The organism is Snodgrassella gandavensis, assembly GCF_914768025.1.
Classification (GTDB): Bacteria; Pseudomonadota; Gammaproteobacteria; order Burkholderiales; family Neisseriaceae; genus Snodgrassella; species Snodgrassella gandavensis.
Genome location: NZ_CAJZCE010000002.1, coordinates 23677 through 50070 on the forward strand (window position 1 = coordinate 23677; position 26394 = coordinate 50070).

Here is a 26394-nt window from a genome sequence, read left to right on the forward strand (position 1 = left end):
GTTACTCCAGAAAAATCGTTCCAGCCAATGCTCGGCATATGGATGTTTACTGTAATGTGTAAAGAACGGTGCAAAAACGATTCTGCTCCTGCTTTAGGGGGGGCATTGTATGCAAGCATTTTGCGTGGGGCAATGAAATTTAACTGTTAATACATTTAAATTCTCCACTTGGTGTATAACTTTGCATGTAAACAGGTATTTAGGGCTGCTTTCTAACTTGAATTAATTTTTGTTAGGATCACGCTAAGATACGGGTTTTAAAGTATGACCTGTCTGGCAAACTGAGTAATGCCTAGTGTATCATGTAATAATTGTCTGTTATATTCGTTCAGGTCTGGCTTTGTCTGATAACTGAACTATGCTACTTATATGCATGGATGTCTATTTACCATATAAGTGGATTATGCAAAAAATTTTCCATTTAATCAAAAAGTTTTCGCCATTTTACTGAATTGGTAAAGTGAATAGGATGTGATTGTCTGCTATAAGCTAGTTTTAGCTATAGGTGGTATAGGTAATGAAAAAAAAGGTATTGCTGGGTATTTGTGGTGGTATTGCTGCATATAAAAGTTGTGAGCTGGTGCGGCTGCTGAAAAAGGCAGGGCATCAGGTAAATGTGGTGATGACTCAGGCAGCTACTGATTTTATCAGCCCAACTACCTTTCAGGCTCTGAGTGGGGAACCAGTATTGCTGGATACACACGATGGGTCTGGTGGCAATGGCATGGCACATATCAATTTAAGCCGTCAGGCAGATGTGATGCTGATTGCGCCGGCTTCTGCCAATACGCTGGCAAAAATAGCTCAGGGTATGGCAGATAATCTGCTCACTACGCTGGTGGCTGCACGTAGCTGCCCGCTGGCTGTTGCACCCGCTATGAATGTGCAAATGTGGAATAATCCGGCCAATCAGCGCAATCTGGCTTTATTGCAGCAGGATCAGATAAAAATACTGGGGCCGGCAGTTGGCGAACAGGCCTGTGGTGAAGTTGGCAGCGGGCGCATGCTGGAAGCGGCAGAATTGGCTGATATGTTAGTTGATGTCTGGACACCGCCTGTTCTGGCGGGTAAAAGGGTATTAATTACTACCGGAGCCACTTTTGAGGCCATTGACCCCGTACGCGGTATTACCAATATTTCCAGCGGGCAGATGGGGATGGCGCTGGCGCGTGCATGCCGCGCAGCCGGCGCTAATGTCTCTCTGGTGTATGGGCAGGTGCAGACGGCGCTGGCCGCCGGGCTGGCTTATACTGAACAGGCCATCAGTACGGATGCGATGTTGGCGGCGGTACAACGCTTATTGCCTGAGCAGGATGTGTTTATATCGGTAGCTGCGGTGGCTGATTACAAGGTTAGAAACCGCAGTGAACAGAAACTGAAAAAACAGGCCGGCCAATCCGTACCAGTGATAGAGCTTACTGAGAATGCTGATATTCTGGCTACTGTGGCTGCCCGGGCTGATGCGCCGTTCTGTGTCGGTTTTGCCGCAGAAAGTGAGCATGTGCTGGAGCATGCACGTGCCAAACGGCTGAAAAAAGGTGTGCCGTTATTGGTGGCCAATGAGGTGAGTCGGGCAATGGGTAAAGCCACCAATCAAGTGATACTGCTTGATGACGAGCAGGAAGCTGCCTTACCGCAGATGAGTAAAGATGATACGGCTACTGCAATTGTTGCCCGGCTGGCGCAACTGCTGGCGCAGCAGTGCTGTAATTAAGACTATATTTATGTATTGGGAGCTTACTGCCCCGATATTTGTTAACTGTAAATTATATAAAGACTGGTTGGTTTATGAGTGCTTCTGAGTTATCTGTACAAATTAAGGTATTGCATCCGTTAATGGCGGAACAGTTACCACAATATGCAACTGTTGGTTCGGCTGGTCTGGATTTACGCGCCTGTATTGAAGCACCGGTTACTTTACAGCCGGGCGAAAGCTTTTTGTTGCCAACCGGACTAGCCGTATATCTGGCCGACCCGGGCTACGCAGCCTTAATATTGCCGCGTTCCGGTCTGGGACATAAGCACGGTATTGTACTGGGTAATCTGGTGGGGCTGATTGATTCTGATTATCAGGGTGAATTAAAAGTATCGCTGTGGAATCGTAGTCAGGAAACATATGTAATTGAACCACTAGCACGGATTGCGCAGATGATTATTGTGCCGGTGATGCAGGCGGCTTTTAGCGTTGTGGATGAGTTTGTGCAAAGCAGCCGCGGAGAAGGTGGTTTTGGCAGTACTGGCCACCAATAATTTTTGGTGTTAAATAAACGAAAAGCAAGGTATCCGGATGGATTACCTTGCTTTTTTTTGCCATGGCACTGGCTAAACTGCTTACTGCATATTTGCCTCAGTATTCTGACCGGCCATACGGATTTGTGATTGATAACCACACTATTGTTGGCGATAACGCTCAATCAGCATATTTTGCATATTGGATACAGATTCATTGTCTGCTGCTTTAACACGCTGATACCGGCCGTCCGGCTGCATCAGCCATGCACACTGATTATCAGCCAAAGCGAGCATCAGCGTTTCCTTGATTATACGTTGTTTTAGCTCAGGTGTTTCAATTGGTGTGCAAATTTCTACACGGCGGAACAGATTGCGCCCCATCCAGTCGGCACTGGATATCCATACTTTGGTGTCACCACCATTTTCAAAATAAAATACCCGCGCATGCTCCAGCAAGCGGCCGACAATGGAACGAACCCGAATATTTTCCGATAGCCCTTTAACGCCCGGGCGCAGTACACACATTCCGCGCACAATCAGCTCTATCTGCACGCCAGCCTGACTGGCTGCATACAGGGCATCCACCATAGTGGGTTCGACCAGAGCGTTCATTTTGGCAATAATACGTGCTGTTTTGCCGGCTTTTGCCTGTTCGATTTCATTATTAATGCTCTCGAGCAGCATTTTGTGTAGTGTGAACGGGCTTTGGGCTATTTTATTCAGGTGATTGGGTTGCCCCAGCCCTGTAATTTCCATAAACACAGTATTGACATCAACACTGATGTCCGGGTTGCAGGTCATGAGTCCCAAATCGGTATAAATGCGGCTAGTACCTTGATGGTAGTTACCGGTGCTGATATGTGCATAGCGTTTCAGTTTGCCGTCTTCGCGGCGCACAATCAATGCCATTTTTGCATGAACCTTGTAGCCGAATACGCCATAGACTACGTGAGCACCAGCAGCTTCTAGCTGGCTGGCCCAGTTCAGATTGGTTTCTTCGTCAAAACGTGCCATCAGTTCAACTACTACCGTAACCTGTTTACCGGTCAGTGCTGCTTTCATCAGTGCCTTCACCAGATCGGAGTTGCTGCCGGTGCGGTAGATAGTCATTTTAATGGCAATAACCTGAGGGTCATCTGCTGCCTCCTGAATCAGACGCACTGTTGGTTCGAAAGACTGATAGGGGTGGTAGAGCAGAATATCGCGCTGGCTGATAATACTGAACAGGTCGCGATTTTTATTCAGCATGGCCGGCGTACCGGGAATAAATGGTGGAAATTTTAAATCGTTGCGTTCAACCATGTCCGGTACGGCCATCAGGCGTACCAGATTCACCGGTCCATTCACCCGATACAGCTCATCACGTCCCAGATGGAAATGACTGAGGAGGAAGTCGTAAACATGTGCCGGACAGTTGTCTGCTACTTCTAAGCGCACACCCTCTCCATACTGGCGTCCCTGCAACTCACCGGCAATGGCGGTGCGCAGGTTTTCTAAATCTTCTTCGTCCACGCTTAAATCGCTGTCGCGGGTAATACGGAACTGGTAGCAGCCTTTGACAGTCATACCTGTGAACAGCGTATGTACATGGGCATGCAGGATTGAAGACAGAAAAACAAAACCATCGTGGCCATTGCATAATTCTTTGGGCATTTTCAATACCCGTGGCAGAATACGCGGCGCCTGAACAATTGCCATGCCTCCAGTCCGGCCGAAAGCATCTTTACCTTCCAGCTCTACAGCAAAATTCAGTGATTTATTAAGTAAACGTGGAAAAGGGTGAGATGGATCCAGTCCAATGGGGGTAAGGATGGGTAGCAGTTCATACTGGAAATAATCAGCCACCCACTGGCGTTGCGCCTCACTCCATGCGCTGCGCGGATAAAACGATATACCTTCATTGCGTAAGGCCGGAATCAGCTCGTCGTTAAACAGGCGGTATTGTTCGGCAATGATGGCATGTGCCTGTTTGGTGACATTGGTGATAACAGTATCCGGCAATTCGCCATTGGCCAGCGGAATATGGGGCGAGAGCTGGCGGGTACGGCGCAGCCATGCCATGCGTACTTCAAAGAATTCATCCAGATTGGAAGAAACAATGCATAAGAAACGTAAACGTTCGAGCAGGGGTACCTGTGTATCCTGTGCCTGTGCCAGTACACGACGATTGAATGCCAGCAGACTAAGTTCACGGCAAAGTAAGTGTGGCTGAATTTTGGACATGGGACATACCTGTGTCTGTTATTAGGAGTAAGGGTGTGTCAGTTTGGTATTATTTTACTAACCTTGGCACTGTTTCGTGCGCTGGTCAAGCGTCGTGTGTGTTCTTTGGTGGCCAGCGATTGTGAATAAACTGGCCTGGATTTTGATAATTCAATACTTTAGCGTAATTACCTGCAGCAGTTGCATTTGCCGGAATATTTTTGGTGACAACACTACCGGCACCAATGGTGGCATTATCACCGATGCAGACATTTTCAATCAGATTACAATTGGGGCCGATATAGACATTGTCACCAATAACGGCAGCCAGTCCATTGTTGGCGCCAATTACGGTATAGGGGGAAAGATTGATATTATTACCCAGCCGGGCACTGCTATTAATAATCAGTGGCCCGCCGTGGCCGATATACAACCCGTAGCCAATAGGAGTGCGCGGGCTGATGATGATTCCACTGCGGCGTTTCTGCCAAACATACATCGGATAGGCCAGTTTGCGCCAGATTCCCGGTGCAGCAGCCAGTCTTAGCCAGCAAGAAAAGCGAAAGCCCCGGTTACAAAAGTAGTAGCGTATAAGTGTGCGCCAGTCAGTACGGCCGCTATAACGAAATAAATCACTTTTAATAAGCTGTATAACCATAAAAGCTGTAACAAGGTATTGGACAAATAAAAAAAGCTGTTCATCTGCATACAGTCGAACAGCCATTAGATTTTATTCCTGTGGCGGAGTATAGCCGCTGATTTGGTCGGCACCCGCGCCGAAGAAATAATTTTCCATTTGTTGGGTAATATACTGGCGGGCACGTGGGTCGGCCAAACTGAGGCGGTTTTCATTAATAATCATGGTCTGATATCGTAACCAGCCGTCCCATGCTTCCTGTGATACGTTATCGTAAATGCGTTTACCCAGTTCATTGGGAAATGGCGGAAATTTCAAGCCGGGTGCTTCTTTGCCCAGTTTGACGCAATGCACTGTATGACTCATGAGTCTTCCTTAGTGGCAATCAGAGAAAAGGGTAGATTGTAAAAGATTTTGCTGCTAGCGTTCAAAGCTGGCGGCGAAATATTTTCGAACGGCGTTTATTGCTGGTGTACTGCTGCTGCCGCTCTGCCGGTAATTGTGCCAGTGTGGCACTGCTAAAGCCGCGTTCGACAAACCAGTCGCCGGTATGGGTGCTCAGGGCAAACAGTTCCTGTAGCTGTAACTCTTGTGCCTGTTTGATGACATGTGCCAGCAGCAGATCGCCGTAGCCGCGCGCACGCGCATCTGGGGAAACAATCAGGCAGGCCAGCTCACCAGCATTTTCCTTGGGATAAACATGCAGAGCTACGCAGCCATAAACATAGCAATCCTGTTCCAGCACGGAAAATTCATGGATATGGTTTTCCATGTACTCACTATCGCGCGACAGTAGAATACCGGCAGTTTCTAATGGAGCAATCAGTTGCAGAATTTCGCCGATGTCCTTGTTTTCAGCCGGGCGGATACGCATGAACGGCGCTTTGGCCATAGCAGTGCCACTGCCTTCGCGGGTAAATAATTCCTGTAGCAGGCTGCCGTCTTGTAGGCCGGAAAGAACGTGCACGCGTTGCACGCCATGTTCAAGTACATGTGCCGCAGTCTGCAACAGTTCCGTCTGGCGTTTATCGGTGATGTTTCTGGCCAGAAGCTGACCGATTTCAATACAATTCAGTTCACTGATGGTTTGCTGCTGTTCATCCAGTAAGCCTTGTTGTGTGCCCAGAAAAATCAGTTTTTCTGCACTAATCGCTTCGGCAACAGCCTGAGCAACTTCATTTACCTGTAAACGATAAGACTGGCCACTGAGTGAGTGGCCAATCGGGCTGATTAATACTAGCTGATTGTGTGCCAGACGCTCCTCAATGGCAGCAGCATCCACCTTGCGTACACAGCCGCTATAGCACATATCAATACCATTAATCACGCCTAGTGGTTTGGCGCGCAGAAAATTGCCACCAGCAATGCGTACATTGGGTGCGCTGTGTTCCATTACCTGTGTCGGTATCATCGACAATGCTGCTTCCAGATTAAAGCGTGCTATGCCACTGGCCTGTTTTACCAGTTCGAGAACGGTTCCATCGGTAATAGGATTTTCATCGATGCTCACGGCAGTGCTGCGACCGGCTATGGCCTGAATATATTGACTGCAACCGTGAATGATGACCAGACGCATGCCCAGACTGGTGAGTAACAGTATATCGGCCGCCAATGCCGCCAGTTTGTCACTTACCAGAACATGACTGCTGATGGCCAGCACCAGAGTCTTGCCGTTAAGGTGGTGAATATAAGGAGAAGCCTGACGAAAATCGTGAATAAAACGGTTATTGTGAAAAAATTCTCGATTACCTACAGGCATACTCATTTTACTGCCATTAAATAAAATAACTGCATCATCAGTACCGTTAACGCAACAATTGTGGCCAGAGTCCAGTTAAATTCTTTGGATAATTTGTCCTGCTGGTGGTGCAGGAATTCTGTTTTGGCATGGATGGCATCGGTTTTTTCGATAGCATCATTAAGCAGCAATGGTACATCTGCCTGATTTGTGTTGTCATTAGGCAGTAAGGTAAAAACAAGATTATTCAGGTTATTCACATTACTGTTCATGGATATATTGGTCGTGCTTTCCTCCGGCACATGTACCGGTGTATTGGTAGTAGCCGATGTTTCTTTTACCGAAACCTGTGCAAAAGCAGGATTACGTAGCAGTTCACTGCTAGCTAATTGTGGCTGCGGCGTTGATAAATGTTCTGGTTCCGGTTCTGCTACTGTAGGCTGGCGGATTTCAACTTTATTGGCCACCTGATTTAACAAAGTATTCAGATTCGGCCGCTTATCGATAACAGCGGTATTTTTGGGTGTGGGTGCACTGGTATAAATTTGCGTCTGCGCGCGTTTGGGGGCGACGGTCTGGCTCAGTGCGTTGCTCAGCATATCTATGACTTCCTCGGCACTCAATACCGGCTGGTCAGAATCAGAATGACCGTTTTTGCTGGGCGCAGGCTGCGGGGTAACATTTTTGTTGGTGCGGATTTTGGATACAACAGTAAATTTGTACTGACACTGACGACACACAACACGTCCTCCATCGCGTGGCGGTGTCATTACGGTATTTTCTGCATGGCATTTGGGACAAATAACAGTAATTGTTTTAGACATGATTATTTCAGCAAACCAAAATAGTTAAAAAAGGAGGAAATTCAGTACTGTCAAAAGCGGATAGCCGTTAAATTGCGTTAGCGTGTCGTATCAGTGCTGTTAGACAAATGGCAGTGCCGGGTGATTATGCCCTTTTACGACCACTAATGCATACCCAGCCATCCAGTGTTCTGGGTGGATTTAAATCAAACCACTGGCAATAAATTTCACTCAGCTCTTCCGTTTGTTCAGCCAGAATACCTGATAATACAATTTCGCCACCAGTACGGGTACGCTCAGCCAGCATTTGTGCCAGCAGGCGCAGCGGATTGGCCAGAATATTGGCGATGACAATATCGAACTGCTGTTCGGCGGGCAGGTCATCCGGTAGAAAAAACTCGGCATCTACCTGATTCTGTAGCGCATTATCCTGACTAGCGCGTATGGCCTGCGGGTCGATGTCTACACCACAGGCTCGGCCAACCCCCAGTTTCAGTGCTGCGATTGCCAGAATGCCGGAACCACAGCCATAGTCAAGCAGGGTTTCACCACCACGCACTTGTTTATCTAGCCATTGCAGACACAAGTGGGTAGTGGGGTGGCTGCCCGTACCAAACGCCAGCCCGGGGTCCAGTTGCAGATTAATCACATCTGGCTCGGTTGGCTGATTGTGCCACGACGGCGTAATCCACAAGCGGGAAGAAATCTGAATCGGATCAAACTGTGATTGTGTCAGTCGTACCCAGTCCTGCTCGGGAATGGTTTCCAGATAATAATGTGGCATGTCAATGGCACAATCGCGTGCAGCAGCAGATACGATGGCTTCAATATCGGCATTTTCATCAAATAATGCCACAATATTGCTTTGCAGCCATACCTGCTCGGTGGGCATATCTGGTTCGCCAAAAATAGGCTGCTCATTATCATTACCGGCATTGGCATCTTCAATAGCGGTACTCAATGCGCCATTTTCAATTAGTGCATCGGAGAGCTTATCGACCTGCCCCTGTGTAACTGTGATAACAACTTGTTGGTAGTGCATGGCTTTTTACCGTGTGTGGATTTTTTATAAAACTTCAGGCAGCCACTGCGGCTGCCTGCAGACAAAAGCGCAATGTACGCATATTGTAAATTATTTTTGTGCTTCTTTGTGTTTTTGTAACCATTGTTCAAGATAATGAATACTTTCACCACCCTGAATAAAGCCCGGATCAGCAAAAATATCGCGATGCAGGTTGGTATTGGTTTTAATGCCCGTAATGGCCAGCTCCCGCAGCGCTACACGCATTTTAGCAATGGCTTCTTCGCGGTTACGCCCGTGAGTACAGACTTTACCAATCATACTGTCGTAGTAGGGCGGTACGGTGTAGCCTTGATAAATATGGCTGTCGATGCGCACGCCATTGCCGCCGGGCTGGTGGCAACTGGTAATCAGCCCCGGGCTGGGGACAAATGTGTACGGGTCTTCAGCATTAATCCGGCACTCGAAAGCATGTCCCTGTAAGCGAATATCAGCTTGGGTATAGGATAACGGCAGGCCGGAGGCAACACGGATTTGCTCCTGCACAATATCCACACCGGTAATCAGCTCGGTAATAGCATGCTCTACCTGTACACGGGTATTCATTTCAATGAAGAAAAATTCGCCGTCTTCATACAGAAATTCAAAAGTACCTGCACCACGGTAGCCAATGCGCTTACAGGCAGCCACACAGGCAGTACCAATACGTTCCCGTTCTTCTGGTGTGATAAACGGCGCTGGCGCTTCTTCAATTACTTTCTGATGGCGTCGCTGCATAGAGCAGTCACGTTCACCCAGATAGATGGCATTGCCATGCTCATCACATAATATCTGGATTTCAATATGGCGCGGTTTTTGCAGATAACGCTCCATATACACGGCTGGATTGCCAAAAGCTGCGCCAGCTTCGGTGCGGGTCATTTCTACCGCAGCCAGCAGGTCTTCAGCTTTTTCCACCACGCGCATACCGCGACCGCCACCACCACCGGAAGCCTTAATAATCACCGGATAGCCAACTTGCGCACCGATTTTTTCAATTTCATGCGCGTCTTCGGGCAAAGCACCGTCTGAACCGGGTACACAAGGCACCCCCGCAGCCTGCATGGCCTTTTTGGCAGAAACCTTGTCACCCATATGGCGGATGGTTTCCGGACGTGGGCCGATAAATACAAAACCGGACTGTTCCACCTGTTCGGCAAAACCATCATTTTCAGCCAGAAAACCATAGCCCGGATGAATGGCATCCGCATCGGTAACTTCGGCTGCGGAAATCAGGGCAGGAATATTCAGATAACTCTGAGCAGAGCTGGCCGGGCCAATACACACAGATTCATCTGCCAGTTTCACATGTAAGGCATCACTGTCGGCTTCCGAATGCACAGCTACTGTTGCAATACCCAGCTCGTGGCAGGCGCGCAGAATGCGCAGTGCAATTTCGCCACGATTGGCAATAAGAACTTTTTTTAACATAAGGCAATACCTTGTAAGAAACGGGAAATATTACTGATATTAAGGATTACTCAATAATAAACAGCGGTTCACCGAATTCAACAGGCTGCCCATTAGCTATAAGAATTTCTTTCACTACGCCACTGTGATCAGCTTCGATTTCATTCATCAGTTTCATGGCTTCAATGATACACAGGGTATCACCAGCATTAACCGTCTGACCCACTTCAACAAACGGTGCGGAAGTGGGGCTGGCTGCACGGTAAAATGTGCCGACCATCGGTGATTTTACCGCTTTGCTCAGGTCGGGGGCGGCAGCTTCTGGTGCAGACGCAGTTGCTGTCGTTTCTGTGGCTGCTGCCGGTGCTGCCATCATAGCAGGCTGTTGCTGCATCGGCGCCGCATATATTGGCTGGGTTGCCGCAGTAGTACGGGTAATGCGTACTTTTTCCTCACCTTCGGTAACTTCGATTTCGGCAATGCCGGATTCTTCTACCAAATCAATGAGTTTTTTCAGTTTACGTAAATCCATATTATGAACCCTTGTGTGTTTGGACTTGACCGCAATAGGTATTAGTGTTGGCGGCTGGTCTCTTGAATGTATTCAATTGCCCGATGTAATGCCGCTTCGTAACCGTATACGCCCAGACCACAGATTACGCCCATGGCAATATCGGACAGATAGGAATGGCGCCGGAAAGCTTCGCGGGCATGTACATTGGAAATATGTACCTCAATAAATGGTTTACCGGCAGCAGCAAAAGCATCACGGATGGCAACACTGGTATGAGTAAATGCCCCCGGATTAATGATAATGAACCGGGTATCATCAGTTAAAGCCGCCTGAATGCGTTCTGTCAGAACATGTTCAGCATTGCTTTGCAGAGTTTCCAGCGTCATGCCGGCTGCCTGTGCCTGTACCTGCAGCTTCTGATTGATGTCTGCCAGTGTGGTATAACCATATATATGCGGTTCACGCACGCCCAAAAGATTAAGATTGGGGCCGTTTAAAACCAGAATAGAGGCACTCATAGATTTATTGATTTTAGCAAAATTGCGTCATTTTTGCCGAAAATGCGCGCAGATGTCCAGTGTTTTCGTATTTATTTCGCTGTGTAAATGCAGTTCTTCTATACAGATTGTAGTCTGGCAGCCTTATTCTGCGTGCACACTACTTAAATTTTTGTCTGAAATGATGGCAGGAGTTGAGAGGGTAGAAATATAAATGTCAGGCAAGCTGATAAATGCAGAATAATCGAATCTTCTTTTATCAAATGATAATTTGATCATCTATGGTTTAGTCATAATAATAAACAAAACCTTCTGCAATATTCTTAACTGCTAACTCGTTCTCAGTTAGAATTTTTCCGTCCCAGATATAATCAGGTTTGTCTTTTAGTATAACTTTACCAACAGGATTATTGTGAAAATAAAAATATCCGCTATTAATAAATAATGATTTTGTCATTATTAAAATACATCAACCTTTTAGAGCATGAACAGTAACAGTTTTATAATTTGCCAAGTTTTTTCTGTCTTCGCGCCAGATAATGTTTGTAATTTCATCATAACCAAGCTGCATTAAATAATATATTAGCGATTTTAAATAGATAATAGAGTAAGAAGTAAGGAATAAAACAATGATTAAATATAATATCTTTGTTTACTGTTCAGGTAGCTTATTGAGTCAGTTTAAATTTCGTCTTTCCATGGTTTCATACTTGCTAGCGGTATTGAGTGGATGAATAATATAATTAAATCATGTTGTTAATTTAAGAACCTATCGTTTTTTTTGTGATGATTATTTAAAAAAATAATTAATATTTGGTGGTCTGTTATGGTGTCAGCTACGATAGGATAAAGCTATGATTTAAGAATAAATTTCAAAATTAAAAACAATATTAATTATAAAAATACTTTAGATAACATTGATTTCTGGAAAACCGGCTAATTGGCCTCTGGCCAGCATACTATCGGGTGCTACTGCTTCGCAGCTTACCGCAGCAGGCATATAATACGTCTTTTGCCGTTTTCAGGCACTAGTACATGCATATTAATGATTTTGATTTTGATTTGCCGCCAGAACTGATTGCGCAACATCCGCCGGCCGTGCGTGGCAGCAGCCGTTTGCTGGTTGCCCTGCCCGGGCAACAGCCGGCAGACAGTGAATTTACCCGGCTGGCTGACTATATTGCAGCCGGTGACGTATTGGTATTTAACAATACCCGTGTAATGAAAGCCCGTCTGTTTGGCCACAAGGCCAGTGGCGGCCAGATTGAAGCGTTGATTGAACGCGTGCTGGATGCGCATACCGCGCTGGCACATGTGCGTTCATCCAAATCGCCCAAACCGGGTACGGAGCTGATTTTTGAAGGTGGCCTACATGCACAGATGCAGGCACGTCAGGGTGAGCTATTTGTGCTGCGCTTTGCCGGCAGCCAGACAGTATGGGAGCTGCTGGCCGCTCACGGGCATCTGCCTTTACCGCCATACATTACCCGTTCAGCCGATAATGACGATGATGAACGTTACCAGACAGTGTATGCCAAGCATGAAGGCGCGGTGGCTGCGCCGACTGCCGGTTTGCATTTTACTGATACTATTATGCAACAATTGCGCAATAAAGGCGTGCATCTGGCCGAAGTAACCCTGCATGTGGGTGCAGGTACTTTTCAGCCGGTGCGGGTAGAGAATATTGCCGAGCATCATATGCACAGTGAATGGTATGACGTGAGTGAAACGGTCGTGGCAGAAATAGAAGCTGCGCATGCACGGGGTAATAAAGTCTGGGCAGTGGGTACCACCGCAGTACGCGCACTGGAATCTGCTGCGCGCAGTGGGAAATTGCAGGCCGGGCAGGGGGATACCAGTATATTTATTACCCCCGGTTATCAGTTTAAAGTCATCGACCGCATGATTACCAACTTTCACCTGCCCAAATCAACGTTACTGATGCTGGTGAGTGCTTTTAGCGGTTATGATGAAATCCGTGCCATTTACCAGCATGCCATAGCAGCACAATACCGTTTTTTCAGTTATGGCGATGCCATGCTGCTGGGTAATCTGGCGCAAACAAAAACAGAATAAAGGAACAAATCATGAGAATGTTACACACTATGCTGCGCGTAGGCGATCTGGATAAATCACTGGCGTTTTACCAGGATGTGTTAGGCATGAAGCTGCTGCGGCGCGAAGATTTTCCCGGCGGCCGTTTTACTCTGGCCTTTGTCGGTTATGGTGAAGAATCCAATAGCACCGTGCTGGAATTAACCCATAACTGGGATACCCATGCCTATGAGCTGGGTAGCGGATACGGCCATATTGCTATTGAGGTAGATGATGCTTATGCTGCCTGTGATGCTGTGCGCGCCAAGGGCTGTCGGGTAACACGCGAGGCCGGTCCCATGCAGCATGGCACGACAGTAATCGCGTTTGTGGAAGACCCGGATGGCTATAAAATTGAATTTATCCAGAAAAACAAACCTGCATAATCAGCCGGCGGTGCTTTAAGCCCTAAAGTGCCACCAACTGCTAAGATTACGCCAGATGGCCGTGCTGCCGTCTGTTGCTGCATCACCATGGTTTTTCAGTGCTTGACGCTGGTTTTGTCAGCCTACTATGATGCGGTTATTCACATGCTTATGCATCCGGTCTGGGACGACCCGGCCGGTAAATTCTCATGCAGGACGGCCTGCATTAGCCTGTACAGGAACAATCATGGCTTGGCTGTCATTATTACTGGCCGGATTACTGGAAGTAGTCTGGGCCATTGGTCTTAAATACTCACAGAATTTCACTAAACTGACACCCAGCATCATTACGCTGGTGGCTTTGGTTGGCAGTTTTCTGCTACTGGCACAGTCGATGCGCTCCTTGCCGGTAGGGACCGCCTATGCGGTATGGACAGGGATTGGTGCAGTGGGTGCAACCATTGTGGGTATTATCGTTTTTAGGGAACCGGCCGGCGTCATGCGTCTGATTAGTTTGGGACTGATTATTATCGGTATCATCGGGCTGAAATTTGGTGCCCACTAAAGCATTGCCGTGTTTGGCTGTTTGCCAGTATCTGCTAAAAATCATCTGTTTATAGCCTATAGCCATTAATGACGACCAACAGGCTGGACTTTTGCCTGAATATAAATAATAATTATTATCATTATTTAACGCAAAGAGGTGGTTTGTCATGAAAAAAATCTTGGCGATGGCTGTGTTATCTGCATTAGCTTTGGGGCTGAGTGCCTGTCAAAGTACAACACCAGTTACGGTAACGCAGACAAGTGGGGAAATTAAGCTGCCGGCTGAACCACAAAAAATTGTGGTAATGGATTTTGGTGCACTGGATACCTTGGATGCACTTCGTGTCGGTGACCGGGTAGTTGCTGTGCCAGAGCAAAGCATACCCAGTTATCTACACCAGTATCAGAACGATCAGGTACAAAATGCAGGCCAGATGAAAGAGCCGGATATTGCCGCCATTCAGGCACTCAAACCAGACCTGATTATTATGAGCGGACGCCAGAATGCTTTCTATAAAGATTTAAGTGCCATTGCTCCTACCCTGAATTATTCAGTTAATGCCGCAGATGGGCATTATTATGAAGATGTGAAAAAGCAAATCCGCCTGTTGGGAAAAATTGCCGGTAAGGAAACACTGGCGCAACAACACGTGAAAGCATTAGACTTGAAAATGAGTGCAGCCCGCGAGCTGGCACAGCATTCAGACCAAAAAGCCATCGTGGTGCTGCATAATGACGGCCATGTTATGCTGATGAATCAGGGCACTTATCCGGCACTGATTTTTGATGAACTGAAAATTAAACGTGCTGTGGCTGCGGATGCGCTGCCCACACCTGCTATCGCTGATAATGGCAGGCCTGCGCCAGTAATGGTGGATAGCCAGTTTATCAACCAATACCATCCAGATATCATTTATATTGTTGACCGCAGTAAAGCCATCGGCAAAACACCGCTGCGCAATGACTATTTTGATGACAAGGTATTGCAGCGTATCGGTACAAAAGTAGTCTATCTCAGTGCCGATTTATGGTATTTGTCTGGTAATGGGCTGGAAAGTTTGAACCAGCAGATTGATGAAGTCGTGAAACCTTTGAACAACATTAATTAACATCACAAAATACCAAGCAAAAGCCAGCCATTACTACTAATGGCTGGTTTTTTTGTATTATGTACGTGTCTATTCTTCCTGAAGCGGATATTTGACTTTTATCTGCGTCAGTTTGATGTTATTGTTAAATTTTTTAAATCAGACAGAAATAACGCCATCATTGCGGTTTTATTGCCCTGTTTTCGATACTATAGCGGTTGTAAAAACAGCATAGAATATTGCTGGTCTGGCCTGCCAGTGGCCTGATGGCATATCACTTACTGTCAAAAAAATTGATTTTTACGGCACCTTCCTCGGAAAGGAATAAGAATGAAGATAGGTATTCCACGCGAATCTCTTGCCGGTGAAACCAGAGTAGCGGCTACGCCGAAAACCGTTACCCAGCTAATTAAATTGGGGCATGAAGTTGTTATTGAACATGATGCCGGCAAAGCGGCCAGTTTGTCTGACGGACTGTACCATGAAGCCGGTGCAACCGTGGCTGATGCTGCAACCGTCTGGCAGTGCCCGCTGATATTTAAGGTAAACGCGCCCAATACTGATGAAATTGCGGCCATGAATGAAGGTACGATTCTGGTCAGCTTTATTATGCCGGCACAGCAGCCAGAACTGCTTGAACAGTTGCAGGCGAAAAAAATTACCGTGCTGGCCATGGATATGGTTCCACGCATTTCGCGTGCGCAGGCAATGGACGCACTGTCTTCAATGGCCAATATCAGTGGCTATCGCGCTGTTATCGAAGCTGCGGAAAACTTTGGCCGTTTTTTTACCGGTCAGATTACTGCTGCCGGTAAAGTACCACCGGCTGAAGTACTGGTCATCGGCGCCGGTGTGGCTGGTCTGGCCGCCATTGGTACTGCGCGCCAGCTTGGTGCCGTAGTCAATGCTTTTGATACCCGACCGGAAGTGGCTGATCAGATTGAATCCATGGGCGGTAATTTCCTGCATCTGGACTATCAGGAAGAAGAAAGCAGCAGTGGTGACGGCTACGCCAAAACCATGAGTGCTGCCTACATTGAAGCAGAAATGAAACTGTTTGCCGAACAGGCCAGACAGGTTGATATCATCATTACCACGGCCGCGATTCCGGGCAAACCAGCTCCAAAACTGATTACCCGCGACATGGTAGACAGCATGCACGAAGGTTCGGTAATCGTTGATCTGGCTGCTGCAACTGGCGGTAACTGCGAATATACCGAGCCCGGTAAAATTATTACCACAGCCAATGGCGTGAAAATAATCGGCTATACCGATATGGCCAACCGGCTGGCTGGACAGTCCTCACAATTATATGGCACCAATCTGGTTAATCTGGCTAAATTACTCACGCCGAATAAAGATGGCGAATTAGCACTGAACTTTGAAGATGTGATTATCCGTAACATGACTGTTACCCATGAAGGCAACAGCATGTATCCGCCACCACCAATTCAGGTGTCTGCCGCACCCAAAGCGGCAGCAAAAGCCGCAGCATCTACCACTACTGCGCCGGCAGTGCAGCCGGATACGGCAAAGAAAAAAATCATTTGGGCGGCCATTGCCGTTATGCTGGTGTTATGGGTTGGCGCGGTGGCGCCGGTGGCCTTTCTCAACCACTTTATGGTGTTTGTACTGTCCTGCGTCGTGGGCTACTTTGTGGTATGGAATGTGAATCATTCCCTGCATACGCCGTTAATGTCGGTAACCAATGCCATTTCCGGCATTATTGTACTGGGGGCATTGCTGCAAATCGGGCAGGGACATGGTTTTGTGTCATTGTTAGCCTTTATTGCAGTGGCCATTGTCAGTGTCAATATCTTCGGCGGCTTTGCTGTTACCCGTCGTATGCTCAATATGTTTCGTAAGTAAGGGAGAAACAGGATGTCTCAAGGTATCGTAACTGCCGCCTACATCGTTGCTGCCGTATTGTTTATTCTGAGTCTGGCCGGACTGTCGCAGCAAGAAAGTGCCAGACGTGGCTGCTATATGGGGATAGCCGGCATGGCCATCGCCCTGATTGCTACTGTTTTCAGCCAAGATGCGCACGGATTGGGCTGGGTGATTATTGCCATGGTGATAGGTGGTGCAGTTGGCCTGCAACAGGCTAAAAAAGTAGAGATGACCCAGATGCCGGAGCTGATTGCCATGCTGCACAGCTTTGTTGGTCTGGCCGCTGTACTGGTAGGTTTCAATAGCTACATTGACCCGCACGATGTAGATTCGGATATGTTCACCATTCACCTGATTGAAGTTTTTCTGGGCGTATTTATTGGTGCGGTCACATTTAGCGGCTCTCTGGTGGCGTGGGGCAAACTGAATGGCAAAATTGCCAGCAGCCCCTTGCAACTGCCACACCGCCATCTGCTTAATCTGGCAGCTCTGGTATTGTCTTTCCTGCTGATGCTGTGGTTTGTGGGTGTGGATGGTTCTGGCTTTGCGCTGATTGTGATGACCCTGATTGCACTGGCCTTTGGTTACCATCTGGTAGCTTCAATTGGCGGGGCGGATATGCCAGTAGTGATTTCCATGCTCAACTCCTATTCAGGCTGGGCTGCTGCCGCTGCCGGTTTTATGCTTGACAATGATTTACTGATTGTTACCGGTGCACTGGTGGGTTCTTCCGGTGCTATCCTGTCGTATATCATGTGTCAGGCCATGAACCGCAAGTTTCTGGCGGTGATTGGCGGTGGCTTTGGTACAGCGCCCGTAGCGGCCAGTGGCGACAATACCCCTGCTGGTGAAGTGCAGGAAATCAAACCGGAACAGGTAGCCGAAGCATTAAAAAATGCGCATAGTGTTATCATTACCCCGGGCTATGGCATGGCTGTGGCACATGCTCAGAATGCAGTGGCCAGTATCACGGCCAAATTGCGCCAGCAGGGTGTGAATGTGCGCTTTGGCATTCATCCGGTAGCCGGCCGTCTGCCCGGACACATGAATGTGCTGTTGGCTGAGGCCAAAGTACCCTATGATGTGGTACTGGAAATGGACGAAATCAATGATGATTTCAATGATACCGACGTGGTACTGGTGATTGGTGCCAATGATACCGTTAATCCGGCAGCGGTTACTGATCCGGGCAGCCCCATTGCCGGTATGCCGGTACTGCATGTCTGGAAAGCCAAAAATGTAATTGTCTTCAAGCGTTCCATGCAGTCTGGCTATGCAGGTGTAGATAATCCGCTGTTTTATGAAGAAAATGTCAGAATGTGTTTTGGTGATGCCAAAGCAACACTGGACGAAGTGGATAAAAATATCTGAGCAGTAGTTAAAAAAAAACAGTCTGGAAACTATCCAGACTGTTTTTTTATTGCTAAAAAAATTATCCGTAGTGGCTACAGTACAGTCACAGCTTTAATATACAACATGACCACTGTGCGACTGTCACTACTTTATGTAAAGCCAGACTACACAGCTCCTGTAACAAACCAAAAGGGGCTTACACATAAGCAGCAGTCTGCCACCATGCCATTAGTTTTGGCATTTTATTACTACCATGTCATGTTCAAGCAACTGATTATGCAAATCTTCTACAGACTTGATGACATGCGCTCGCTGGTGGGTAGCAAAAGCCAGAATAAGCAGTCAATCATCTTCTATAATACGCTAATTCACCAGAAAACATCAGATTGTTAATTGAAAATCAGTTCTTGGCCGCTTTCAAAAGCTCAACGTCAGCGCTTGGGCAACACCACCGGACAGAAATCCGCATCAGTCTGAATCAGCGGGCCACCAACGGCATCCACCGCAATCGGTATCGAAGCAAAAATCCCCGGAATCAGTGTTTTACCGTGCTCATCCTTTACCCCGCCCAGCGTTTCGGCAATGGCAGATGGTTTACCGGGTAAATTCAGAATCAGACTGTTACCACGCAATACGCCTACCTGACGCGACAGAATAGCCGTGGGCGTAAAGTGTAAACTGATTTGCCGCATCAGTTCGCCAAAGCCGGGAATTACCCGGTCAGCCACTGCCAGCGTTGCTTCCGGTGTCACATCGCGCAGATAGGGGCCAGTGCCACCGGTAGTAAGAATCAGCGGGCACGCTTCCTTGTCCGCTAGCTGCGTCAGCGTACTTTCAATCAGAGCCTGCTCATCCGGTATCAGATGTTCGACCAGCTCCAGCGGATTCAACACCGCCCGCTGCAACCATTTTTTCAGTTCCGGCAAACCCTGATCAGCATAGACACCAGTAGATGCCCGGTCACTAATAGAAACCAGACCGATTTTTAATAAAGGTAGTGTACTCATATCAAACCATCCCCAGCAGCAAAAAGGCAATTATTGTAATATAGACCTTTTAGCCTGTCAGTGAAGCAAGATGAATTCAGACGAGTTAACTCATTTCAATAGCCGTGGCGAAGCTCATATGGTAGACGTAGGTGCCAAGCCACACAGCAAGCGCATTGCCATTGCAAGCGGCACGATTAGTGTCAACGATAACGCCTATAGCAAAATACTTAGCGGTAACAGCAAAAAGGGCGACGTACTAGGCGTTGCTCGAATTGCTGCCATACAGGCGGCCAAACAAACCAGTAATCTCATTCCCTTATGTCACCCCATCGCCCTGACCCGGGTGAATGTGGATTTTAATCTTGATGACGAAAAGCGCAGTATAACCATCTGCGTACAAACCGAAAACACGGGACAGACTGGCGTGGAAATGGAAGCCTTAACCGCTGCCAGCATCGGCCTGCTAACTATCTACGATATGCTCAAGGCAGTAGACCGCAGCATGACCATCAGTGACATTTGCCTGCAACATAAAGAAGGTGGTCAGTCAGGCAGTTGGCAGCGTCAATCTTAGAATAATCATCAGCATTTGCAGTTAGTGAATATCACTGGCTGCATCTGCCGCTAATCATTTAGCTGTAACGGTAATTTATTGAACTTAAAACATTCCGTAACCGGAAAAGCCGTTTAATCTTTCAAACTTTCGTGAATAAAATATCTCGATAATCCAGAAGCTGTCTATTCATCTGAGTATTAACTACAGAGCATTCAATGACTAATAAGTTTTAAATATATCATACTGCTACGCAGCGCACTGTTTTTAACTTTGAAGTAAAATTTTTTTAATATCTGTATTAAAAAAGATAAGTAAAACTAAAATGAAGATTTAATAATATTCCAATTCAAATTAAAATAACCATAAATCTTAATAATTAATTAATGATATAATCAAATGTATTTACAAATTAATTTGTATAAATAAATTTAAGTTTTTTGTTGTACAAATTGAGTTTAGATTTAGAATATCGCAAATTTTATGAACTGAAAGGATAGTAAGTACCAAGTTAAACCAGAAAAATCAGTTTTAAATAAATAACTATTCAAGTTTAGTTATAGAATAACTTATGTTTATTTTATAAAAAAAGGCTATAAGATTAACACAAGTTCACATATAATAGTTTATAGCTTGCCCCTTATATAAAGCAAGCTTTACCAATGGTTGTAATATTACGTGTTAATTTACGATTGCCTGATTGCATATACGGTGATTTAGGCGCAAATTAACCCATGTACAATCATTTTCTTGTACATGACGACATGGTATCATCAACGTTTACCCTATAGAGATATCATATTGAGCAGTTGTAGTGTAGTGCTAGTAGTTGATGTTGCACCAGTAAGCTTAAATAGCAACTTTGGCTTAAATTTATAATGTTAGTTTGGAATATATTTAATGTGTTGAATTGCTACTCCTAATATATACACATACTAGATTATATCGCAAAAGTTATTTTTAGCAAGGTTTAATTTAATTTTATGTAGCTAAATGTTGTATCTAATTAAACTTTAAATTGTAAATGATTGTTTAATAATAAATTTTAAATTAAACCTTACATTGTTTTTATTTGAAGGTAATTCAAATATGGAAAATTTTAACGTTGGCTTTGCCTCCAGAATGCAGGAAGTAGTGGATATTCTCGGCAGTGTTTCTGAGTTGTCCAGAAGAGTAGAGGTAGCGTACCCAACAGCATCAAAATGGGTTAGAGATGGAGCAGAACCCAGTACTACCAATCTGATTAAAATTGCTCGTGTTGCACAGGTAGAAATAAAATGGCTGGCAACAGGCATAGGGCCAAAAATTGATCAGAAAAGTGCAAAGTATTATGCAGAACTGCCTAATCCACTGGCAAAGAATACTCCTATCGGTGAAGCAGATTGTGGTTATGGTAACCATCACCATGCAGTTTGTGCCAGCGATTATGCATTTATTCCAGTATGTTCAACCGAAAACCCGGATAATATTGAAGCCACGGAAAGCAAAGCAATGTGTACCATTGCCTTTAACCGTAACTGGCTGGAAAATTATCTGAATGTTGATCCGCAAAAACTCAGTACCCTGATTGTCAAGGATGACAGCATGACCGGTGTACTCAACGATGGCGATCATGTCCTGATTAATCACAGTAAAAAAGCTGGAGGCGATGGCCTATATGTGTTACGCATAGGAAAGAATATTTTGGTAAAACGCACCCAGCTCAAACCAAATAATCAATTGCTGGTAACATCAGCCAATAATGCTTATGAACCATTCACCATCGATTTAGCTAATAGCGAACAGGATTTTGAAATTATCGGCAAAGTAGAGTGGTTTGGTCGCAAAATCTAAACCGCTAAAGTACATCATATCTGGCTGTATGCATTGTAGCTGGTAAACCAGAAACCACTAATTAAACCAGAATAAAGTCTGTTTATCGGTTATAGCGACTTTTATACAATTAGAAAAATACAGCATAGCGCTAGCCTGCAACGAAAAGCAGATGCATGCAGATAGGTGCTAATAAATGCATGTTCATAATGTAGACAAATCAGGCTAGTAGTGTTTCAATCATCCATATTGCTGTTAGCGGCAACGGATAAAACTAATATACTTCGTGGCCTAGTTAGTTATGATTATCAAACCGCTTTTCTATCGGGCTGATTGAGCACTTTCCGCAGATCAGACTAATTGTGCCAAGCAAGTTTTGCAAATTCAAATACAGAAATAACACCCGTATATCAGTTGTAGGCTTAAAGCTTTATACTGACTTCAAACACTAAATTTCTAGCCATTACCATCGCTTTGTTCAATAAATCTTTATCATTTAAATAGCAATTGTGTGAATTTTTGCATGGTGCAAGCCATTCAATCTGTGCCAGATAGCCCAATTCAATTGGCCTAGCGTAGCTGACTGTCCTTACTGCCACGCCGGTTATATAGACTGAATGCTTTCTGTATTTCCTTATCGCGTTCGGTTTGGCAGCCAACACAAAAGCGCACGCCCTGAATGGCCTGACGGCGTGCTAATGGAATAGCTTCACCACATTCTTCACAAAATTCTGCACTTTCTGTTGCATACTCCATCTGCTGACGTACATGATTGAGGGCATCTGCTATTGTGCTCTCTATCTGCTGATTCACAGCATCATCTGAAGCCCATCCACTGGCCATAATAAATTCCTTTAAATATCAGTATATTGAAATGGAGATTGTTCATTTGATTTTCAATATGCTGCTGATTAATATCATTATGGTTAGACTGGATGGTTAGATAAAATCACTGCCACAGCCATCCAGAAAAAACACAAGATAAACGTACATGCCGGCTGCGAGTAATGATTGAAATGCGAGCGGAAAAAAGGCTCTTGTTATAGTTGAAAGCGCTTGTAACTCATTTGTCCGCGCGATAGTTATAGTGTTGTGTACAAATTTTATTAAATAATATTTAGTATACAACAATTTACATCATATTTTGTATTGATTGTCATATTGCTGCGTTACTTTGTAATGAATCAGCACCTGTTAATTATTCAATCCATTTGCTTACAGGGCGAGCTTGAAAGACCAATATGTATATTTAGAAAATAATCATTTAACCATCAGCTTTGAAATTATTCCTGAATTTTCCATTGATCAGTTTACAGTAACAGGCAGTTGGTATTGTGTATTTGGCATATATTGATTATTTACTACTAAAATTAAATTAGCCTATCTAAATCATATATTTATTTACTTCTGGCTGGATTGCAATATGCGCTATGGTTTTATAGACTGATTTTGATTTCTCTTGTTAAATCAAAATATTGTTGAAAAGGATGTGAATCATGGATGCACTGAAATTTAAGGAATGTGTAGAAGCATGTAACTGTTGTATAGCCTTGTGCCAGTATTGCTCAACAGCCTGTCTACAGGAAGATGATGTCAAAATGATGGCTAAATGCATCAGTCTGGATCTGCAATGTGCTGAAATGTGTGCACTTGCAGTTAATTTTATGTGTAAGAACAGTGATTTTGTCGCACAGGTATGCCAGCTATGTGCTCAAGTATGTCGCGCTTGTGCGCAGGAGTGCGGGCGGTTTGATATGGGGCACTGCCAGCGCTGTGCCGAAGCCTGTAACGCCTGTGCAGATAAATGCATGGCTATGGCAGCCTGATTTATTTAGAGATTATCTGGCCATTGTTGCAGACAATGGCTTTTAATATGTGCCACATAAAATTGTTGCCAGAAAACACATCAGCCGGTGAGCTTAATCGACTAAATTCCAATGATAGCGCCTTGTATGGATTACAAAGCATACAAGGTTAGCCAGATTAATGGCTAACCTTGTCGTAAAGATACTCCGGCTATGTTTATTTCAAGCCAAGCACATCCTGCATATCAAATAATCCCTGCTGATGCTGGCGCAGCCATACTGCTGCACGGACAGCACCATTGGCAAAGGTAGCGCGGCTGGAAGCTTTGTGACTGATTTCCACACGTTCGCCATCGGTAGCAAACAGGGCAGTGTGGTCACCAACAATATCACCAGCACGAATAGTGGCAAAGCCGATGGTTTGCGGGTCGCGCGCGCCGGTGTGGCCTTCGCGGCCATAAACCGCACAGGTTTTCAGGTCACGGCCAAGGGCATCGGCAATCACTTCTCCCATGCGCAATGCAGTGCCGGAAGGGGCATCTACTTTGTGACGGTGGTGCGCTTCAATGATTTCAATATCGTAGCCTTCGTTTAACACGCGTGCCGCGGTATTAAGCAGGGCAAAGGTCAGGTTTACCCCCACGCTGAAATTGGGCGCAAATACAATAGCCGTTTTTTCGGCAGCCTCAGCAATGCGTTGTTTACCTGCGTCATCAAAACCGGTAGTGCCGATAACGTCTTTAACACCAAGGCGTTCGCAAATAGCCAGATTACTAAGTGTGGATTCCGGTTTGCTGAAATCAATCAGTACATCGGTATTGTCTAGTACTTTTTCGGGGTCGTGACAAATGCTCACGCCAAGTTCCAGCCCGATAGCAAAACCGGCATCCATACCGATAGCCGGTGAGGCTTTGTGTGTCAGTGCACCACTTAATACACAATCTTGCCGCTGGCTGATACTTTGAATCAGGGCTCTGCCCATGCGGCCATTGGCACCGGCAACAGCTACTCTCAAGCGGGATGCAGACATATGATTACTCCGTTTTTTCAGGCACAGCGGTAGATACTGGCTGTGGTTGGGCAGTGATGACATCACCTTCGGCATGAATCAGCTTGCCATCAGCATCAAAATAAAGAGTCAGCTTTCTTTCTTCCTTAATCTCGCTGGCGCGGGTAATCACATACAGATAATCCCAGCGATTGGCATGAAACGGGTCGCGCAGTAGTGGTGTGCCAAGCAACATTTGTACTTGTTCACGGCTCATGCCGGGCTGTAATGAGTTCACCACATTCTGGTCAGGTAGTTCATTACCCTGAATGATTTTGAGTTTGTACGACGGGATTTGTGCCAGTTTGGCTGTAGAGCAGGCACTCAGGCCGAGAACGGCCACTGCTAGCAGGCAGTATATTTTTTTCATGCTGATACCTCGGAGCTGGGACGAAACAGTTAGCAATGGCGATGGCGGCATTGTATGACACCCAGTGGGCAATTGCCTTAAAAGTGCGTATTATAGCGAGTATTATCATCTAGTGGTGAAATAAGCATCATGAATAACAATGTAGCTCAACTGAAAGATAACGGTTTAAAGGTGACAGGGCCCAGACTGAAGATTCTGGAGCTATTTGAGGCTCAGCCCGAGGAGCACCTGAGTGCAGAGGATGTATACCGGCGCCTGCTGGATGAAGGGGTTGAAATCGGCGTAGCCACCATTTACCGCGTACTTACCCAGTTTGAACAGGCCAACATTCTGCTGCGCCATCATTTTGAAACCGGCAAGGCAGTTTATGAACTGAATCGTGGTGGCCATCATGACCATCTGGTTTGTATTAAATGTGGCAAAGTAACTGAGTTTTGCAGTGAAGAAATTGAAACACTGCAAAAGAAAATCGCCGACGATAACGGCTATCGTATTGTTGACCATGCGCTGTATATGTATGGCGTATGTGGCGAATGTCAGCAGTTTGACAGTAAACACTTCTGAACTGAATAAGGGTCAGGGTGTGCGTGTATGAATCAGCCTGAATACCGGCCATGTATTCCGGTACTGTGTAGTGAAAATCTGGATTTTCCTGATATAGAATCTGCACAGCGCCAGCGTGATGGTCTGGTAGCTATCGGTGGTGATTTAAACCCGGCACGAATACTGGCCGCCTACCGGCGGGGTATTTTTCCATGGTATGCGCCTGATGAACCAATTATGTGGTGGGCTTTTGCTCAGCGGATGGTATTGTTTCCGGCTGAACTGAAAATCAGCCGTTCACTGGCCAAACATCTGCGCAATAAACCGTATGCGGTAACGATGAATTATGCTTTCCGGCAGGTTATTGCCAACTGCGCGCAAACGCCACGTAATGGCCAGAACGGTACATGGCTGGTACCGGAAATGCAACGGGCGTATTACACGCTGCATCAACAGCAGCATGCCTGTTCATTTGAATGCTGGTATCAGAACACGGACGGGCAGGCCTTTCTGGCAGGTGGTTTATACGGCGTGCTGCTTGGGCAGATATTTTATGGGGAATCCATGTTTGCCCATGCTGGCGACGCTTCCAAAATTGCCTTTGTCCATGCTGTACGTTATTTGCAGCAGCAGGGCGTGCCGCTGATTGACTGTCAGGTTTATACCAATTATTTGGCCAGTTTCGGTGCGCGGGAAATTCCGTTTACTGATTTTGCCGCCTGTCTGCATCAGTTTAATCCACAGCCGCTGCCACAGCCCGTTAAGCCACAAGTACTGGCCGACAATGGTGTCATCCCCTTACCCAGCGATAACCCTTACCTGAATCATTGATTATAGGAATACTT

The 26394-nt window shown here is 46.0% G+C and carries 26 protein-coding genes; 13 read left to right on the forward strand and 13 right to left on the reverse strand.

The features are described 5' to 3' along the window. Positions 1-517 precede the first annotated feature (517 nt). Both coaBC and dut read left to right on the forward strand, forming a co-directional pair. The gene (coaBC, locus tag MJ764_RS01905; RefSeq protein WP_239324153.1) at positions 518-1714 is read left to right on the forward strand and encodes a bifunctional phosphopantothenoylcysteine decarboxylase/phosphopantothenate--cysteine ligase CoaBC; all 1197 of its coding nucleotides are present in this window, start codon (positions 518-520) and stop codon (positions 1712-1714) included. A 74-nt stretch (positions 1715-1788) separates the two neighbouring features. Next, on the forward strand, positions 1789-2250 hold the full coding sequence (gene dut, locus MJ764_RS01910) for a dUTP diphosphatase (RefSeq protein ID WP_239324154.1): 462 nt from the start codon (positions 1789-1791) through the stop codon (positions 2248-2250). A gap of 141 nt (positions 2251-2391) precedes the next feature. Here the strand turns inward: dut and ppk1 are convergent, their stop codons facing one another. The 9 genes from ppk1 to aroQ form a co-directional block, all read right to left on the reverse strand. Further along, complete coding sequence (ppk1, locus tag MJ764_RS01915; RefSeq protein WP_239324157.1) at positions 2392-4455, reverse strand: polyphosphate kinase 1; 2064 nt, start codon at positions 4453-4455, stop codon at positions 2392-2394. Between the two features lie 85 nt (positions 4456-4540). After that, positions 4541-5158 carry a serine acetyltransferase gene (locus MJ764_RS01920; protein WP_239324159.1) on the reverse strand — a complete coding sequence of 206 codons (618 nt, stop codon included), beginning with the start codon at positions 5156-5158 and terminating at the stop codon, positions 4541-4543. Between the two features lie 6 nt (positions 5159-5164). Next, positions 5165-5437, reverse strand: coding sequence for an oxidative damage protection protein (locus MJ764_RS01925; protein ID WP_239324160.1), 273 nt, complete (start codon positions 5435-5437; stop codon positions 5165-5167). A 61-nt stretch (positions 5438-5498) separates the two neighbouring features. Continuing rightward, entirely contained in the window at positions 5499-6836 is a 1338-nt protein-coding gene (gene argA / locus MJ764_RS01930; RefSeq protein ID WP_239324161.1) for an amino-acid N-acetyltransferase, read from the reverse strand. Further along, positions 6833-7633 (reverse strand): hypothetical protein, encoded by an 801-nt coding sequence (locus tag MJ764_RS01935; RefSeq protein WP_239324162.1) that lies wholly within the window; start codon positions 7631-7633, stop codon positions 6833-6835. Before MJ764_RS01935 ends, argA begins: the two co-directional genes overlap by 4 nt. 124 nt (positions 7634-7757) lie before the next feature. Beyond that, the gene (gene prmA / locus MJ764_RS01940) at positions 7758-8654 is read right to left on the reverse strand and encodes a 50S ribosomal protein L11 methyltransferase (RefSeq protein WP_239324163.1); all 897 of its coding nucleotides are present in this window, start codon (positions 8652-8654) and stop codon (positions 7758-7760) included. A 90-nt stretch (positions 8655-8744) separates the two neighbouring features. Continuing rightward, entirely contained in the window at positions 8745-10103 is a 1359-nt protein-coding gene (gene accC / locus MJ764_RS01945) for an acetyl-CoA carboxylase biotin carboxylase subunit (RefSeq protein ID WP_239324164.1), read from the reverse strand. Between the two features lie 46 nt (positions 10104-10149). Beyond that, positions 10150-10614: an acetyl-CoA carboxylase biotin carboxyl carrier protein gene (accB, locus tag MJ764_RS01950; RefSeq protein ID WP_239324166.1), complete on the reverse strand. Its 465-nt coding sequence runs from the start codon at positions 10612-10614 to the stop codon at positions 10150-10152. Between the two features lie 41 nt (positions 10615-10655). Then, the gene (aroQ, locus tag MJ764_RS01955) at positions 10656-11114 is read right to left on the reverse strand and encodes a type II 3-dehydroquinate dehydratase (protein WP_239324167.1); all 459 of its coding nucleotides are present in this window, start codon (positions 11112-11114) and stop codon (positions 10656-10658) included. A 1014-nt stretch (positions 11115-12128) separates the two neighbouring features. Between aroQ and queA the strand changes: the two genes are divergently transcribed. The 6 genes from queA (at position 12129) to pntB (ending at position 18447) form a co-directional block, all read left to right on the forward strand. Continuing rightward, a complete protein-coding gene (gene queA, locus MJ764_RS01960) occupies positions 12129-13169 on the forward strand; it encodes a tRNA preQ1(34) S-adenosylmethionine ribosyltransferase-isomerase QueA (protein ID WP_239324168.1) in 1041 nt (346 codons plus the stop codon). Between the two features lie 11 nt (positions 13170-13180). Further along, positions 13181-13573, forward strand: coding sequence for a lactoylglutathione lyase (gloA, locus tag MJ764_RS01965; protein WP_239324170.1), 393 nt, complete (start codon positions 13181-13183; stop codon positions 13571-13573). Positions 13574-13799: 226 nt separating this feature from the next. Then, positions 13800-14117, forward strand: a complete 318-nt coding sequence (sugE, locus tag MJ764_RS01970) for a quaternary ammonium compound efflux SMR transporter SugE (RefSeq protein ID WP_100120589.1) — start codon at positions 13800-13802, stop codon at positions 14115-14117. Between the two features lie 148 nt (positions 14118-14265). After that, a complete protein-coding gene (locus MJ764_RS01975; RefSeq protein ID WP_239324171.1) occupies positions 14266-15207 on the forward strand; it encodes a siderophore ABC transporter substrate-binding protein in 942 nt (313 codons plus the stop codon). Between the two features lie 309 nt (positions 15208-15516). Continuing rightward, the gene (locus MJ764_RS01980; protein WP_239324173.1) at positions 15517-17055 is read left to right on the forward strand and encodes a Re/Si-specific NAD(P)(+) transhydrogenase subunit alpha; all 1539 of its coding nucleotides are present in this window, start codon (positions 15517-15519) and stop codon (positions 17053-17055) included. 12 nt (positions 17056-17067) lie between these two features. Continuing rightward, complete coding sequence (gene pntB, locus MJ764_RS01985) at positions 17068-18447, forward strand: Re/Si-specific NAD(P)(+) transhydrogenase subunit beta (RefSeq protein WP_239324174.1); 1380 nt, start codon at positions 17068-17070, stop codon at positions 18445-18447. 413 nt (positions 18448-18860) lie between these two features. Here the strand turns inward: pntB and mog are convergent, their stop codons facing one another. Then, positions 18861-19436, reverse strand: coding sequence for a molybdopterin adenylyltransferase (gene mog, locus MJ764_RS01990; protein WP_239324175.1), 576 nt, complete (start codon positions 19434-19436; stop codon positions 18861-18863). Positions 19437-19506: 70 nt separating this feature from the next. Between mog and moaC the strand changes: the two genes are divergently transcribed. After that, positions 19507-19992 (forward strand): cyclic pyranopterin monophosphate synthase MoaC, encoded by a 486-nt coding sequence (gene moaC, locus MJ764_RS01995; RefSeq protein ID WP_239324177.1) that lies wholly within the window; start codon positions 19507-19509, stop codon positions 19990-19992. A 1068-nt stretch (positions 19993-21060) separates the two neighbouring features. Continuing rightward, positions 21061-21804 (forward strand): XRE family transcriptional regulator, encoded by a 744-nt coding sequence (locus tag MJ764_RS02000; RefSeq protein WP_239324178.1) that lies wholly within the window; start codon positions 21061-21063, stop codon positions 21802-21804. A gap of 549 nt (positions 21805-22353) precedes the next feature. Here MJ764_RS02000 and MJ764_RS02005 read toward each other — a convergent pair. Then, a complete protein-coding gene (locus tag MJ764_RS02005) occupies positions 22354-22626 on the reverse strand; it encodes a DksA/TraR family C4-type zinc finger protein (protein WP_239324180.1) in 273 nt (90 codons plus the stop codon). Between the two features lie 653 nt (positions 22627-23279). Here MJ764_RS02005 and MJ764_RS02010 point away from each other — a divergent pair. Continuing rightward, entirely contained in the window at positions 23280-23609 is a 330-nt protein-coding gene (locus tag MJ764_RS02010) for a four-helix bundle copper-binding protein (protein WP_239324181.1), read from the forward strand. Positions 23610-23805: 196 nt separating this feature from the next. On the opposite strand, the gene dapB is transcribed toward MJ764_RS02010, so the two are convergent. Both dapB and MJ764_RS02020 read right to left on the reverse strand, forming a co-directional pair. Beyond that, positions 23806-24618, reverse strand: a complete 813-nt coding sequence (dapB, locus tag MJ764_RS02015) for a 4-hydroxy-tetrahydrodipicolinate reductase (protein WP_239324183.1) — start codon at positions 24616-24618, stop codon at positions 23806-23808. A 4-nt stretch (positions 24619-24622) separates the two neighbouring features. Next, a complete protein-coding gene (locus tag MJ764_RS02020; protein ID WP_239324184.1) occupies positions 24623-25006 on the reverse strand; it encodes an outer membrane protein assembly factor BamE in 384 nt (127 codons plus the stop codon). A 129-nt stretch (positions 25007-25135) separates the two neighbouring features. Here MJ764_RS02020 and fur point away from each other — a divergent pair, with 129 nt between their 5' ends. Together fur and aat are read left to right on the forward strand one after the other, a co-directional pair. Beyond that, positions 25136-25570, forward strand: coding sequence for a ferric iron uptake transcriptional regulator (fur, locus tag MJ764_RS02025; RefSeq protein ID WP_239324185.1), 435 nt, complete (start codon positions 25136-25138; stop codon positions 25568-25570). 27 nt (positions 25571-25597) lie between these two features. Then, positions 25598-26380, forward strand: coding sequence for a leucyl/phenylalanyl-tRNA--protein transferase (gene aat, locus MJ764_RS02030; protein WP_239324186.1), 783 nt, complete (start codon positions 25598-25600; stop codon positions 26378-26380). Positions 26381-26394 lie beyond the last annotated feature (14 nt).

What these genes read in the sequence shown, in the direction of transcription:
- coaBC (WP_239324153.1), top strand. Translation starts at nt 518, where the DNA reads ATGAAAAAAAAGGTATTGCTGGGTATTTGTGGTGGTATTGCTGCATAT.
- dut (WP_239324154.1), top strand. Translation starts at nt 1,789, where the DNA reads ATGAGTGCTTCTGAGTTATCTGTACAAATTAAGGTATTGCATCCGTTA.
- ppk1 (WP_239324157.1), bottom strand. Translation starts at nt 4,455, where the DNA reads ATGTCCAAAATTCAGCCACACTTACTTTGCCGTGAACTTAGTCTGCTG.
- MJ764_RS01920 (WP_239324159.1), bottom strand. Translation starts at nt 5,158, where the DNA reads ATGGCTGTTCGACTGTATGCAGATGAACAGCTTTTTTTATTTGTCCAA.
- MJ764_RS01925 (WP_239324160.1), bottom strand. Translation starts at nt 5,437, where the DNA reads ATGAGTCATACAGTGCATTGCGTCAAACTGGGCAAAGAAGCACCCGGC.
- argA (WP_239324161.1), bottom strand. Translation starts at nt 6,836, where the DNA reads ATGAGTATGCCTGTAGGTAATCGAGAATTTTTTCACAATAACCGTTTT.
- MJ764_RS01935 (WP_239324162.1), bottom strand. Translation starts at nt 7,633, where the DNA reads ATGTCTAAAACAATTACTGTTATTTGTCCCAAATGCCATGCAGAAAAT.
- prmA (WP_239324163.1), bottom strand. Translation starts at nt 8,654, where the DNA reads ATGCACTACCAACAAGTTGTTATCACAGTTACACAGGGGCAGGTCGAT.
- accC (WP_239324164.1), bottom strand. Translation starts at nt 10,103, where the DNA reads ATGTTAAAAAAAGTTCTTATTGCCAATCGTGGCGAAATTGCACTGCGC.
- accB (WP_239324166.1), bottom strand. Translation starts at nt 10,614, where the DNA reads ATGGATTTACGTAAACTGAAAAAACTCATTGATTTGGTAGAAGAATCC.
- aroQ (WP_239324167.1), bottom strand. Translation starts at nt 11,114, where the DNA reads ATGAGTGCCTCTATTCTGGTTTTAAACGGCCCCAATCTTAATCTTTTG.
- queA (WP_239324168.1), top strand. Translation starts at nt 12,129, where the DNA reads ATGCATATTAATGATTTTGATTTTGATTTGCCGCCAGAACTGATTGCG.
- gloA (WP_239324170.1), top strand. Translation starts at nt 13,181, where the DNA reads ATGAGAATGTTACACACTATGCTGCGCGTAGGCGATCTGGATAAATCA.
- sugE (WP_100120589.1), top strand. Translation starts at nt 13,800, where the DNA reads ATGGCTTGGCTGTCATTATTACTGGCCGGATTACTGGAAGTAGTCTGG.
- MJ764_RS01975 (WP_239324171.1), top strand. Translation starts at nt 14,266, where the DNA reads ATGAAAAAAATCTTGGCGATGGCTGTGTTATCTGCATTAGCTTTGGGG.
- MJ764_RS01980 (WP_239324173.1), top strand. Translation starts at nt 15,517, where the DNA reads ATGAAGATAGGTATTCCACGCGAATCTCTTGCCGGTGAAACCAGAGTA.
- pntB (WP_239324174.1), top strand. Translation starts at nt 17,068, where the DNA reads ATGTCTCAAGGTATCGTAACTGCCGCCTACATCGTTGCTGCCGTATTG.
- mog (WP_239324175.1), bottom strand. Translation starts at nt 19,436, where the DNA reads ATGAGTACACTACCTTTATTAAAAATCGGTCTGGTTTCTATTAGTGAC.
- moaC (WP_239324177.1), top strand. Translation starts at nt 19,507, where the DNA reads ATGAATTCAGACGAGTTAACTCATTTCAATAGCCGTGGCGAAGCTCAT.
- MJ764_RS02000 (WP_239324178.1), top strand. Translation starts at nt 21,061, where the DNA reads ATGGAAAATTTTAACGTTGGCTTTGCCTCCAGAATGCAGGAAGTAGTG.
- MJ764_RS02005 (WP_239324180.1), bottom strand. Translation starts at nt 22,626, where the DNA reads ATGGCCAGTGGATGGGCTTCAGATGATGCTGTGAATCAGCAGATAGAG.
- MJ764_RS02010 (WP_239324181.1), top strand. Translation starts at nt 23,280, where the DNA reads ATGGATGCACTGAAATTTAAGGAATGTGTAGAAGCATGTAACTGTTGT.
- dapB (WP_239324183.1), bottom strand. Translation starts at nt 24,618, where the DNA reads ATGTCTGCATCCCGCTTGAGAGTAGCTGTTGCCGGTGCCAATGGCCGC.
- MJ764_RS02020 (WP_239324184.1), bottom strand. Translation starts at nt 25,006, where the DNA reads ATGAAAAAAATATACTGCCTGCTAGCAGTGGCCGTTCTCGGCCTGAGT.
- fur (WP_239324185.1), top strand. Translation starts at nt 25,136, where the DNA reads ATGAATAACAATGTAGCTCAACTGAAAGATAACGGTTTAAAGGTGACA.
- aat (WP_239324186.1), top strand. Translation starts at nt 25,598, where the DNA reads ATGAATCAGCCTGAATACCGGCCATGTATTCCGGTACTGTGTAGTGAA.